This window comes from Vibrio sp. PID17_43 (assembly GCF_002608565.1).
Taxonomy (GTDB): Bacteria; Pseudomonadota; Gammaproteobacteria; order Enterobacterales; family Vibrionaceae; genus Vibrio.
Genome location: NZ_LIXM01000002.1, coordinates 227,686 through 240,271, shown reverse-complemented (window position 1 = coordinate 240,271; position 12,586 = coordinate 227,686). Strand labels below are relative to the sequence as shown.

General features: G+C 42.8%; 10 protein-coding genes and 3 pseudogenes. 10 read left to right on the top strand and 3 right to left on the bottom strand.

Going from position 1 to position 12,586, the window contains the following annotated elements; genetic code table 11:
• Window positions 1–117: 117 nt before the first annotated feature.
• Window positions 118–1,206: a glycosyltransferase family 9 protein gene (locus AK965_RS02595; protein WP_172438046.1), complete on the bottom strand. Its 1,089-nt coding sequence runs from the start codon at window positions 1,204–1,206 to the stop codon at window positions 118–120.
• A 192-nt stretch (window positions 1,207–1,398) separates the two neighbouring features.
• On the opposite strand from AK965_RS02595, the pseudogene AK965_RS02590 reads away from it, so the two are divergent.
• The 6 genes and pseudogenes from AK965_RS02590 to AK965_RS02565 form a co-directional block, all read left to right on the top strand.
• Window positions 1,399–1,746: pseudogene (locus AK965_RS02590) on the top strand (hypothetical protein); the annotation flags it as partial.
• A gap of 41 nt (window positions 1,747–1,787) precedes the next feature.
• Window positions 1,788–2,048: pseudogene (locus AK965_RS02585) on the top strand (response regulator); the annotation flags it as partial.
• A 613-nt stretch (window positions 2,049–2,661) separates the two neighbouring features.
• Complete coding sequence (locus tag AK965_RS02580; RefSeq protein ID WP_099078135.1) at window positions 2,662–3,873, top strand: HD-GYP domain-containing protein; 1,212 nt, start codon at window positions 2,662–2,664, stop codon at window positions 3,871–3,873.
• A 221-nt stretch (window positions 3,874–4,094) separates the two neighbouring features.
• On the top strand, window positions 4,095–4,721 hold the full coding sequence (locus AK965_RS02575) for a LysE family translocator (protein WP_099078146.1): 627 nt from the start codon (window positions 4,095–4,097) through the stop codon (window positions 4,719–4,721).
• Between the two features lie 190 nt (window positions 4,722–4,911).
• Complete coding sequence (locus AK965_RS02570) at window positions 4,912–6,456, top strand: YjjI family glycine radical enzyme (RefSeq protein ID WP_099078134.1); 1,545 nt, start codon at window positions 4,912–4,914, stop codon at window positions 6,454–6,456.
• A gap of 21 nt (window positions 6,457–6,477) precedes the next feature.
• Entirely contained in the window at window positions 6,478–7,359 is an 882-nt protein-coding gene (locus tag AK965_RS02565; RefSeq protein ID WP_099078133.1) for a YjjW family glycine radical enzyme activase, read from the top strand.
• A 27-nt stretch (window positions 7,360–7,386) separates the two neighbouring features.
• Here the strand turns inward: AK965_RS02565 and AK965_RS02560 are convergent, their stop codons facing one another.
• Window positions 7,387–8,337, bottom strand: a complete 951-nt coding sequence (locus AK965_RS02560; RefSeq protein ID WP_099078132.1) for a LysR family transcriptional regulator — start codon at window positions 8,335–8,337, stop codon at window positions 7,387–7,389.
• Window positions 8,338–8,493: 156 nt separating this feature from the next.
• Here AK965_RS02560 and AK965_RS02555 point away from each other — a divergent pair.
• The 4 genes and pseudogenes from AK965_RS02555 to AK965_RS02540 all read left to right on the top strand — a co-directional run.
• A pseudogene (locus AK965_RS02555) lies at window positions 8,494–8,775 on the top strand (iron-containing alcohol dehydrogenase); the annotation flags it as partial.
• 241 nt (window positions 8,776–9,016) lie between these two features.
• Complete coding sequence (locus AK965_RS02550) at window positions 9,017–10,222, top strand: aromatic amino acid transport family protein (protein WP_099078131.1); 1,206 nt, start codon at window positions 9,017–9,019, stop codon at window positions 10,220–10,222.
• Between the two features lie 240 nt (window positions 10,223–10,462).
• Window positions 10,463–11,587 carry an HD-GYP domain-containing protein gene (locus tag AK965_RS02545; RefSeq protein ID WP_099078130.1) on the top strand — a complete coding sequence of 375 codons (1,125 nt, stop codon included), beginning with the start codon at window positions 10,463–10,465 and terminating at the stop codon, window positions 11,585–11,587.
• 88 nt (window positions 11,588–11,675) lie between these two features.
• Window positions 11,676–11,885: a hypothetical protein gene (locus AK965_RS02540; protein WP_099078129.1), complete on the top strand. Its 210-nt coding sequence runs from the start codon at window positions 11,676–11,678 to the stop codon at window positions 11,883–11,885.
• A 97-nt stretch (window positions 11,886–11,982) separates the two neighbouring features.
• Here the strand turns inward: AK965_RS02540 and AK965_RS02535 are convergent, their stop codons facing one another.
• The gene (locus AK965_RS02535) at window positions 11,983–12,531 is read right to left on the bottom strand and encodes a hypothetical protein (RefSeq protein WP_099078128.1); all 549 of its coding nucleotides are present in this window, start codon (window positions 12,529–12,531) and stop codon (window positions 11,983–11,985) included.
• Between the last annotated feature and the right edge of the window lie 55 nt (window positions 12,532–12,586).

The window sequence follows — 12,586 nt, the reverse complement described above, 5'->3', positions numbered from 1 at the left end:
CAGCGGTTCTAGAAAGTCTATCTGGAAACAAGAGTTAATAACGTGGGTGGGTCAGTTTTACTTCGGCGATAACGTCGATAAGTGGATCAAATTTAAACTGGCGTTGACAGCATTACGTTATATTCTCACATCGCTGGCTATATAATCATCGTTCGTCATACCTAACGCTTGTGTTACATCAAATCCGTCGATGTCAGTTATGCAAACACTCTGCTTATTTAATAAGCCAAATGTTATCGTATCCGTTTTATTATAAAGTCCAATGCACCGAGCACTAGCTGCATCAGCAAGATGAAGCGGCCCTGTATCACAGCAAATAAAGGCATCCACATTGGTTAAAAAACTAGCAAGATGTCGTATATTAGGTGAATAAAACGTATTTACCTTGTTAATTAAAGGCTCTGGTATGTCTGGACTTAAAACTTCCACCCATTCAATGCTTTCAACAACCTCAGATTCAATACGTTCAATTAACTTACGCCAGTAAGATTCAGGGAGTAATTTATCTCCTCTAGCCCCACGAAAATAAGCGATATGTACAGTTTTTTCTGAAGACTTAATTTGATTAAACTCATTCTTACCAGCGATCAGTTCTTCTGAACTCAACTCAATAGTATGATTAACAGGATGCAATGCAAAACCAGCTTTTGGTAACAAGTAGAGGCTCGTTAGGGCAGAATGTTTCTTTTCACCTGAACCCTCAAATGTATGAGTAAAAGCATTGCTTTTCGTTTTACTTGCCCTACCAATTTTGTTGATAGCTGGAACTATAGCGCAAATGGCAGCATCTTCTGACGAACTATACGGGGAAAAAATAATATCAAACGTTGTTTTTTTTAACTTTCGAATCAAACTGAGGCTTTGGATACTATGCTTAAAACTCAATCGGCTATAACAAATCTCATCAACATCTAAGTTGGTGAATATCTGCCCTAAGAATTCATTGTGTAGCATTAATGTAATATGTGCATCAGGAAAGATTTCTCTTACTTGGCGAACAAAAGGGACTAGAAATAATGCATTACCAATTCGAGTGTTATTGCGCAAAATCAAAATACGTTTGACTTCTGATACTGGTAATAGCTCAGACTGACAATAGCGGTTATTTCTAATAAGCTTATGAAAGAACCCCTCCAGCTTTTCCATTTTTGATTTGCGGTATTTATCAAATCTTCGTAAAAAATTTTTTATAGTAACGCCCTTCACAAGCAACTCCATTTACCATTTAAAAATAATCAGATGATACAATGCTGATCTAAACCTTCAAAGACTTTCTCAAAAAAAATGGCGTTCATTAATCCCTTTATGGTCAATCAGTCAGTTAGCTATCAAAATAAACAGCACAAACAGCACAAAAAAACCATCAAAGGATCATGGTCGTTATTTGAACACTTGTCTAAGCTTAACCCAAAATACGTCATGTTAGGCTTAATGCTGATCACTGCGATTTTCTCGATGTTCATGTCTTACATGGCAACAATAGCGATGATGCGTTCGATCTTAACGCCTATTATCGCGGTTTTTGGCGTGCCATTTGTGGTCGTGATCATAACATTAATTTGGTTATTAATCGGCTCGCTTTACAAAGCAGAACAAACCAAAGTCGATCTCAATGTTAAGAGTAAATTACTGAAAAAAAAGAAATCATTGTGTATATTACGTTTGCTGATGGCTAATGTTATGTCTCAGACTGCGACAGCAAACTTGCTGATGCCAATCATGGCGGCACTGGGTACGTCAATGGCACACTGTCTCTTTTGGGCTAGGGCTGTCAATAGTGAAGCGGATTGCTGAACGAGATATCCCAAGACAGCCGCTTTCTACGTACTAGCAAAGTTCTGTTCACTGGACAGGCCATTCATACTGATATCATAAATCCTATCGACTTAGCGGGCATTGATCGATATGTTGAAAAGCCTTGGCAGGCTGGCCAATTAGTAGAGTGGGTGCGGAATTTGGTGACGAAATACATATTTGAGATGGGGTTGGATTACACTCAATATCATGCTCACCTCGAGCAAAATGTCGTGTTTGATCATCTTCGCTAATGTGCGCTTCCTTGGCAACGGTTCGTAATATGCCTTTTGCCGAGGGAGATGTTGATTGAACAGCTTAATGTATAACAGCTGGCACTTATCATTGAACGTGATTTAGAGAACCGAGTTTAGCCATTGTTTTAGGTTTACTTCGAGAACCGGAAGAGACTCACGATTATACTCGGAGACAGCTACATTCACCTTGATGGTCTAGATATTTCTCCACATCGTAACCTCCTTGAGGAACGAATAACATAATCGATCCAAGCGTAAATGACATATTTATACAGTGTGCCATTGGGTGCGGTCTATTATGAGATTCACGTTTTCAAGTGTTATAAATAGTTGTTATAGCGCAATGGATTTGATTTTCTGCGTTTTTAAGTGCATTCAGCATTAGATACTATTTATTCAAAGTTGTTGTTGATTTGTGCCACAAAATTTTGAAAATTCATGCGGGTTAATGTGTGCTGAGTCTAAGTCCTTAAAAATAAAAGGGACAAGTGGTACGTAATTTGCCCAATATTTGATTGAAGGCGCATAAATTTCAAATTTTTGTAACAGTGAATAGTCTTATCTCTTATAATCCATTTTTATTATTTTAGCGTTTAATGAATATGCCGGCATGCAGTACAAAACAGAAGAATCGATAAAAATAGCGATCGCAGATTTGAGTATTGGCATGTTCGTCACCTCGATCCAACAGAGTAAGCGAGTCAACTTAGCGAATGCTGGCCGCGTCTCCTCATTACAAGGTATTCAAAAGTTAAAATCGGGCGGCATTAAGTACGTTTGGGTTGATCAAAAACTCTCTGCCCAAGGGTGCGTGTTTAAACCCGTCGAAGAAGAGCACGATGTGACACTGGGTGCATCAGAAGTCATCGCCACCTCAAAAATTAAGCGTGCGTTTCGTTCTCGTGAAGCTCAGCATAAGCGTGCCAAAAAACTCATTGCAGAGGCTAAGGGGTTAGCACAAAAACTGCTCAATCAGACGTTTGAAGGCAAGCTTATTGAAGTCGATGAGATTGAATCGTGGGCTGACGACATGATTGACAGCGTGTTTATCGATTCGGATGCACTTCAATGTGTTTCCGCACTGCGCAAAAAAGATTCTTACTTGCTTGAGCACTCAGTGAATGTGGCTTGTCTGCTGGTTACATTTGGTAAGCATCTAGGATTGGATAAAGATACCTTAAAACAGCTGGCCGTTGGTGGGATTATTCATGATATCGGCAAGATAAAAATTGATGATGAGATTTTGCATAAACCTGCTCGGTTAACGCCAGAAGAATTTGAGCACATGAAGCTGCACCAGGTGTATGCGAGAAAAATAATACTTGGGGTTAAAGGGGTGAGCGAAATCAGTCGTGATGTTTGCTTAATGCACCATGAAAAACTGGATGGCAAAGGTTATCCACGTGGCCTAGCTGGTGAGCAAATCCCTGTTCATGGGCGAATGAGTTGTATTGTCGATATTTACGATGCATTAACAGCGGAGCGAGTTTACAAGAAAGGGATGAGTTCTGCGGAAGCGTTCAAAATCCTGTTAAGTCTTACGCCATTTCATCTCGATGCGGATCTTGTCTATAAGTTTATTAATTGTATTGGTATGTATCCCGTCGGCTCCATTGTCCAACTTAACGATGGTCGAGTGGGTATCGTCTGGACGTCAAATTCATTACAGCCACTAAAGCCAATTATTAAGTGTTTCTATTCTCGCAAGTTTAACCGTTATATTGATGTTGCGATGGTGGATTTGAAAAACAGTGCCTATGCGATCGAAAAAGCAATCGCCCCATCCACGTTAGAAGTTGATCCCCAACCTTTTTATGATTGAGTTATGAAGGGCTAACTTATCTCTTTACATGGTTGCATAATGTCAGTATTTTTAGTGCATAACTAATCGCATTGTAACTGCACTGGTTAGGCGCGATTACTCCAGATTACTAGCGCTAAGTTTGTTGATTGCTCTGCGTTTAAGGACAGAAAAATGGTCGTACTTAGAGGTTAGTAACCGTAACTTGAGTACAGTACATAACGGATTGGAAGGGAATGCCAATGCAACTGGATACATGGATTTATTACACGCTAGCCATATTGGTTCTTACTGCCTCTCCGGGTCCTAGTTCACTACTTTGTCTGAGCAAAGGGGTCAGTAGCGGATTTCGCTATGCTTTTGCGACCGCTCTTGGCAGTTTGATCGCAATTACTATCATCCTTACCTTATCTTTTACTGGCCTCGGCGTCGTAATCGCTTCTTCGGAGTTGGCCTTTAACATCATCAAATGGTGTGGCGCTGCGTATCTTATTTGGCTTGGTATCCAAGCACTGCGCTCAAAACAAACTGACTTCTCGCAAGCGCAACCTGAGCGATCTTCTTCAAATTACTTAAGCGCGTTTACCAGTGGTTTTATTGTTGGTTCGAGTAACCCAAAAGCCATCGTTTTTTTCACTGCGCTGTTTCCTCAGTTCATCGACCCTTCTGCATCGTTAATCACACAGTACATTGTCTTTGCCAGTACCTTTGTAGTGTTCGAACTGAGTTGGTTGACCTTCTATGGTTTGCTAGGGGTGAGAACATCGGATTGGCTATTTGCGAAAGGACGAGCGAAGTTATTCAATCGCCTGACGGGGGGTGTCTTCATCAGTGCGGGCGTGATGCTGTCGACAGCGCATCGAAGCTAAAAGAAGTATAATTTAGCTAACGCATTCAGTCTTAGCCAAATTAGGAAGTTGTTATTTCCAAAATGGAAATTACCCGTTTTGTTTTTTTCATTAGTGGCAAAGACTTCTCAAGCGTAGAATACAAGTCACTCTTTCGAGGTATAGACTTGAAAGGGGGGCATTCGTTGTATTTTCTCCAGGAACATCTTAGATGACTCAAAGCCTTTCCGATCTTCAGCAGCGTTTCCTAGCTATCGCGACAGATAGCAACTTATCTCCAAAACAGAAATCGAACTTTCTTGCTTTGGAAGCTGAAGCGACTATTCCATATATGACTGTCTCTGACGAGGTAAGCCAAGCAATGCAGCAAGGCGTCATATGTGACATGTTTGAAGGTCATGCGCCGTTTAAGCCGCGTTATGTTTTGCCAGATTACGCAAAATTTCTTTCTCAAGGCTCTGAATACTTGGAGTTAGATCCAGCAGAAGATTTTGATGATGCAATCAACATGTTGACCATCATTTACCATCATGTGCCTTCGGTAACTAACATCCCAGTGTACCTTGGTCAACTTGATGATGTGCTTATGCCTTACGTCGGTGGCCTTACTGACGAGCAAGTCTACAAAAAGCTAAAACACTTTTGGGTCATGCTTGATCGCACATTGCCCGATGCGTTTATGCACGTGAACATTGGTCCGACGGACAACATTATTTGTCGTACGATTTTGAAAGTAGACGCTGAGCTAAAACAGATCGCGCCAAACTTAACGTTCATGTACGACGAAGGAGTAACACCAGACGATCTGCTAAAACAAGCAACACAAAACATTTGTGAGTGCAGCAAGCCACACATCGCGAATTACCCAATGCATGCAAACGCGTACGAAGGTGGTCGCTTTGGTATCGTGAGCTGCTACAACTCTCTGCCATTGGCTGGTGGTTCAAACACACTTGTGCGTATGAATCTTAAAGAAGCGGCGAATCGTTCAGACAACTGTGACGATTTCTTCAACAACGTGCTGCCGGAATACCACGGTTTGATGGTTGAGCTCATGGATGCCCGTGCTTCACACCTGCATGAGAAATCTGAGTTCTTTAAAGGCTTCCTAACACAAGAAGGTTTGATTGAAGAGTCTCGTTTTGCGCCAATGTATGGTATTTACGGCATGGCAGAAGCGGTAAACGTATTGCTACAGAAAGAGGGCAATACGAGCCGTTACGGTCAAGATGCAACAGCGAACGAATTGGGCCACGCAATCTCAGCTAAATTGTCGGAGCTAGTAGAAAGTACGCCTGTGAAGTTTGGTTTAGACGGCAAAGCGCTACTGCATGCACAGGGCGGCATTAGCCTTGATTTGGATGTTACTCCGGGCGTTCGTATTCCTTACGGCAACGAGCCGGATCCTGTCTCTTACGTGCAAGCAACGGCAGGGCATCACCAGTACTACCGTTCTGGCATCAGCGACATTTTGACCATCGACGAAACGGTGAAATCAAACCCGGAAGCGATGTTCAACCTTTGTAAAGGCGCGCTCAACGCAGGTTACCGTGAGTTCACGGCAAACGTTGCGTCAAATGACTTGGTTCGCGTAACAGGTTACATGGTGAAGTTGTCTGATATCGCCAAATACGATGCACAAGGTTCACGTACCAATACCACATTCCTAGGTGCAGAAGCGGCGAAGAATACGGGTATTTTAGAACGTTCACCACGTGTGGTGAGCCATGAAATGTCACCGCCTTACGTTAAGTAACGAGTGACAAACAAGAATAAGATGACTAGACGATCGGTAAATCCCTTGGCTAAGGTCACTCGAATCCTTCCGTTTTCTTGTGTTGATGGACCGGGAAACCGTCTAGTCATCTTTCTACAGGGTTGTAACTATCAGTGCATCAACTGCCACAATCCGCACACCATCAATCACTGTGATCATTGTGGTGATTGTGTAAGCGTGTGTCCGGTTGGCGCGCTGAAGTTCGACGAAAGCAACAACGTTGTTTGGCTTAAAGAGGAGTGCACCCACTGCGAGCGTTGCACAGAGATATGTCAGCACCAATCAAATCCAAAAATTACTGACTACTCTGTGGAGGCAATGCTCGATTTGATACGCAAACAGCGCTTTTTTATTAGCGGTGTTACTGTATCCGGTGGGGAATCTACCTTACAGCTTCCTTTCATTATTGCGCTGTTTAAAGGGATCAAGCAGGATCCTGAATTGCAGCATCTTACTTGCTTCATCGATAGCAATGGGTCTTTATCAACCTCAGGTTGGGAAAGAGTGTTGCCGTATATGGATGGCGCAATGATTGATCTTAAATCGTGGCAAAGTGAAACGCATCACTGGCTTGTCGGGCGAGATAACCACCGCGTATTCCAGACGATTCAGTATTTAGCAAACGCTGACAAGCTGTATGAAGTGCGCTTGCTTCATATACCGGGTAAAAGTGATCTAGATACAGAAATAGCCACTGTTGGGCACTATCTGCAATCGTTGCCGAAATCAGTCAACATTCGTTTGAACGCGTTTCAACATCATGGTGTGACAGGCGAAGCGCTAGAATGGGAGAAATGCTCTAAGGATGAAATGGAACGCTTTCACGCTCAATTAAGTCAGTTTGTCAGCAGACCAATGACTATGCCATCGGTCTACGTGTAGCGCAGTAAAGGCAAACAAGTTTAGAACTTAATTCACTCTCGGTTTGCTGCATCCTCCCAAGGTTTCACACGCTTTAAGCACTTGCTGTTGTAGCCACCTCAAAGCGGGATCGTTCAGACTCGCTTTATTCCACACCAAACTGTACGCCACTTGCCCGTACTCGAATGGCAAAGGTCTTTCTACCAAGCCATTCGCTTGCAGTGCCATTTGCGCCCAAAGTTTTGAACAAGTGAATAGATAATCGGAGTGGTGACACATCACTGCTGCGGATCCAAAGTCTGCCACGTGCATCGCGACACTGCGTTTGGCATAGCACTGGGTTAAGTTCTGTTCAAAGTAGGGCTGGGATAAGTCTTTATCGTGAATGCCTATGTGTCTTGCACACAGATAGTTTTCTATCGAAAGCTCTTCTTTTGTCAACGGGTTATTTCTGCCCATCAAACAGATCATTTCATCCTCTAGAATCGTCTGCCATACCAAGTCTTTGCTGTGGGTTGGCGGCTGGCTGATGTCATGCGGCAGAATCAAAAAGTCGACCTGTCCGCGGATCAGAGAATCGAAACTCATTTGCTCTTTCGCATAGACGTTCAATTGCGCTCGGCTGCCCATCTGTTTAGATAGGTTCTGTAGCATAGGCGCGAAGATCTCAAAGGTGCTTTCACGCATTGCCAATGAGAATCGACCTTCATAATAGGTGGGATTAAACGAACCTTGGTAAAGCAAACCGTTCATGCTGGAAAGAATGCCGTGCACCGAAGGGCCTATATTCAAAGCAAACGGAGTCGGGACTAAACGAGTGCCATCGCGGTAAAAAAGGTCGTCTTTCAGAATGTCACGCAATTGACTGAGCGTTTTACTCACGCTAGAAGGGGTCACGCAAAGTTGTTCCGCCGCTTGAGTCACGCTGTGTGTCATGAGTAGCATGTGCAGTACCGTTAGGTGTTTAAGGCTAATGCGTGAGAGTGTTATGTAATCCATTCGCAAGACTAATTCGTGTGATTTTGTTCAGTATATCAGTATGTAATATTTTTTTACTAATCCAGCAGCACGGAAAATCAGGTGTTTCTTTTCGTGTTTTATCTAAAGGTTTGGCTCAACTCGACATACCAACGGATTGAAAGTTGCTGCGTCGGTGGTACCTTTTCCGAAGTAACCATTGCAGCAGTCGTGTCTGACCCTATTACACATCTGAAAACCCCCTTAATTGATCCCAAGCTCGTACCTAAGATGGCGGCATTGGATGCAAATCTTCTCATTAGTTTACCGGCTAAGGTCACCGCCGATACTGGTATCGATGCTTTAACTCATGCTTTAGAAGCCTATATTTCACGTAATGCAACGCAAGAAACCCAAGAAACCCAAGCCTATTCTATCGTTGCTATTAAGCTAATTTTTAAGTACCTGCCATTAGCTGTTGTATCAAGCAGTTGGTATTGAGCAAACAACCGATGCGCTTAATTACTTGCCCAAATTCGGACTTAAAGTAGGGGTGTAAAACTAAATGTACATTACTGCATCTTAATCCTTACACTTTACTTGATCTTATTTGAGAGATCCGACAGAATCAAACTGTATTCCAATAGTGGTATTGGGTTTGGTAGACGGTTTCCTGACCTCATGCTGATTAATCTTATTAGGCTGTAAAGATAAATATACAATGAGTCAATCTAAAGTGTTTGGTAGTGCCCTGATTATTGCTGGGACTACAATTGGTGCTGGAATGCTAGCGCTACCTCTTGCCTCTGCAGGCATTGGTTTTTCCACCTCCCTTATTATTATGTTGAGTTTGTGGGCATTGATGGCGTTTACTGCGCTACTCATGTTGGAATTGCACCAATATGCTGATAGCAATGCGACGTTGCACACGCTGGCAAGAAAAATTCTTGGACAGAAAGGCAAGTGGATTGCGAGTTTCTCGATGTTGTTTCTGTTCTATTCACTGTGCGCCGCTTACATTGCTGGTGGTGGGGCTCAGTTTGGTGACCGACTCACTGATTGGTTTGACTTAGAACTTTCTGGCTCGACATCAACCATTATTTTTACGCTTATCGTGACGCTTGTAGTGACGGTTGGAACGAGCACGGTTGATAAGGTAAACCGCGTGTTGTTTGGTTTGAAGATGGTAGCCATGATCGCCGTATTGTTTTTCCTTGCCCCAAACGTTACTCAATCGTACCTGCTCAGTATGCCAGTTGAACAAGGTCTTATTGTTGCCGCTATTCCGGTTATCTTTACTTCATTTGGTTTTCACGGAAGTATTCCTGCGATTGTAAATTACCTTGATGGGGATACATCATCACTGCGTAAAGCAATCATGGTTGGTTCAACGATTCCGTTAGTGATTTACATTTTCTGGCAGATTGTGACGCTTGGTGTCGTTAGCCAAAACACGTTGATTGACAATGGTGGATTAAGTGCGCTTATCGGCCAACTATCGCAAACCGTACAACAATCAAATCTAGGCAATGTCGTCGGTGTATTCGCAGACCTTGCATTGTTAACGTCTTTCCTCGGTGTAAGCTTAGGACTGTTTGAGTTCTTGGGGGATACCATTAAAGGCGATAACGAAAAACCTAACCGATTGTTAGCGGCCCTAGTAACATTTACCCCACCACTTGGTTTTGCATTGTTTTATCCGCAAGGCTTCATTATGGCGTTGGGTTACGCTGCAATTGCACTCGCTATCTTAGCGATTTTCTTACCACTAGTGATGGTGATAAAAGTGCGTCGCTCAGATGAATTTACGGGTGAATACCGCGTTGCGGGTGGCCAAGGAACCTTGGTTGTGACGGGGATTGCAGGTACGGCGATTGTTCTGGCACAAGTTCTTATTACGGTTGGCGTGCTTCCTGCTCTAGGTTAATCATTGGTTGTGATACAAAGTGACGGTCAGTGGGTGAAGGCGCACTGGCCTTTTTAATCTTGATCAAATTATCGTTGAATATTCGGTGAAATAATTGGCGGTGACCTGTTTCTATTTCGTACACTTAAGTTGTGGTATGTCGATAAATTAGGTGGAGAAAAGTCGCTTTAATTACATTTAATCTTCTGAGTTTCATTAGGCTTTTCTTCTAGTTTCTATGCTTGGGTGTGGAGGTGAAGTATGGCACACCGGAGTTTTTACCCGTTTGCAAAACCGCTTAATGAGCAAATGCAAACGTTGAAGATTAGGATGCAGGCACACTTATCCTCTGTTGATAGAGTGTCGTTTGTCAAATACTATCCGCAACACGGTATACTCAAGTCTTTCGCTGAAAGTGAATTCGGCACTTGGCGTTTAGCGCATCATGAAGCGCCACTACGCAAACTTCATCACCTCAGCATTGCTGCTAGTAGCGCGACTCCACGTATTGTCGATGATCTTCATGACATTAACCATTGTCAACGTATTCAAACGCTTCTAAAACGAGGCTATCAATCGTCAGTGGCGATCCCTTGCTATGACCATCAAACTTTTACGGGTTTTGTCTTTCTTAACTCCGTTAAAACCCATGCATTCAGTTTGAATGCGCTCAATAGCCTTAAACCATATTTTGAAATGATTCAGTTTGCGGTGGGATCGGAAGATCATGTGGTGAACAGTATTGAACTTATGGCCGAGCGAATGCAGTGCTTAATGCCCGGTTATTCGCGTGAAGTGTATTCTCATAGTAAGAGGGTGGGCATTTACAGTCAGTTAATTGCCAAATACTTAGCTGATGCCCATGAGTTCAGCGATGAGTTGGTGGAGCAAATCAGCGTATTTGCCCGCTACCATAATTTGAGTGCGATACCGCTTTCTGCTGAAATTGATCATGACCGTTGCCACTTTTCGGATGAACAAGAAGCTTTGTTGCTTGAGCATATTGATCAGTGTATCAAATCTGCAGACAACATCGTTGCACGTATCGGTAATCCTGTTCACCCCGGTGTGAATGTCTTTCGCCAAATAATCACTTATCAATATGAGAACTTAAATGGGTCTGGCTACCCATTTGGGTTGAAAGGTTCAAGCATTCCAATCGCTGCACAAATAGTGGCGGTCGCCAATGCGTTTGATGTGATGACTACCCACCATCCGTATCGGCAAGCTTGGTCAGTGACTTATGCGCTGCTAGAGTTAGAGAAGCAAGTTTATCAGGGCCTATTCTCGAGAGAGTGCGTAAATGCTTTAAGAGAGCATCAAAACTACATAAAACAAGTCATCAACAAATACCCGGAGCATTGTACGGGGATAGGTTTGATGTAAAAGCAACGATTAGACGTTAAACCTTGACGTGGAGGAAATGATAAATAATACTGTTTTTATATACAGTAATTAGGTTTGGAGGTGAAGTATGCTGTGGGAAACCCTTAAACGAGTAAACCGCCTGCGCCAACAAGCATTGGCAAACTCTGATTTCGTCGAGTCTGCAAAGGAGCACGAAGAAGCTTTGCATGACCAAGAGTATCATTATCAGCCGAAGAAAAAGCGTTCAGTTAAAGGCAAGCAGTCGTTAGCTGATATCTATAAAGAAGTCGATTTTAGTGGAGATGCGCGTCATTAAGCCTTCGTATTCGCTGCGGCTAGTTTATTCTTTAATGCCACAGCTTCACTTATTTATACCCAAGCATCTTGAGGTTACTTGGGTATAAGATGCAATATCAGAAGTTCGCTTTTCGAACATAGTGCGGATTTTTGTATTTCTTTTCTGGACCAAAGGCAGAGATAACGAGTTTGTTCCAGAGTGCCTTATCGAATTTTCCTTTTTCTATCGAAGGGTAAAGCGTTTCTTCTTCTTCCCTTGCTAAACTCATGTACTGTTTTTTCTTGATTTGATTATATTTTTTTGCGATTTGATTGTGTTTGCGTAACCACTCAAGTTTATATTCACGCAGTACTTTTTCGCCAGCTTCTGCATCCATACGAGAAAGGAACAATCGTTTGTATGAGACCTTTCTGTCCAACATGGTACGCATTACCGTCTGAATATATTTACCATGGTGTGTGATGGTGATGTCGCTTTCATCAACAGGCGTAATACACCAGCCCTTTGGTAAAAAGGTGGGTTGCTTAAACTGCTTATTACGTTCCATGAGCACCTGATGAAGAACCAAATCAGATGTGCCGCGGAAAGTTTTTTGCCATTTACCGATTCGAATCTGCAGCGAACCGGGCAAGCGATAGATATTTGTAAATTTATCTTGGTCCATGGACTCTAATCATGAAATTACTTAGTAACATTGGGAATGTGCAGACGCCAACCGA

What these genes read in the sequence shown, in the direction of transcription:
- AK965_RS02580 (WP_099078135.1), top strand. Translation starts at nt 2,662, where the DNA reads ATGCAGTACAAAACAGAAGAATCGATAAAAATAGCGATCGCAGATTTG.
- AK965_RS02575 (WP_099078146.1), top strand. Translation starts at nt 4,095, where the DNA reads ATGCAACTGGATACATGGATTTATTACACGCTAGCCATATTGGTTCTT.
- AK965_RS02570 (WP_099078134.1), top strand. Translation starts at nt 4,912, where the DNA reads ATGACTCAAAGCCTTTCCGATCTTCAGCAGCGTTTCCTAGCTATCGCG.
- AK965_RS02565 (WP_099078133.1), top strand. Translation starts at nt 6,478, where the DNA reads ATGACTAGACGATCGGTAAATCCCTTGGCTAAGGTCACTCGAATCCTT.
- AK965_RS02560 (WP_099078132.1), bottom strand. Translation starts at nt 8,337, where the DNA reads ATGGATTACATAACACTCTCACGCATTAGCCTTAAACACCTAACGGTA.
- AK965_RS02550 (WP_099078131.1), top strand. Translation starts at nt 9,017, where the DNA reads ATGAGTCAATCTAAAGTGTTTGGTAGTGCCCTGATTATTGCTGGGACT.
- AK965_RS02545 (WP_099078130.1), top strand. Translation starts at nt 10,463, where the DNA reads ATGGCACACCGGAGTTTTTACCCGTTTGCAAAACCGCTTAATGAGCAA.
- AK965_RS02540 (WP_099078129.1), top strand. Translation starts at nt 11,676, where the DNA reads ATGCTGTGGGAAACCCTTAAACGAGTAAACCGCCTGCGCCAACAAGCA.
- AK965_RS02535 (WP_099078128.1), bottom strand. Translation starts at nt 12,531, where the DNA reads ATGGACCAAGATAAATTTACAAATATCTATCGCTTGCCCGGTTCGCTG.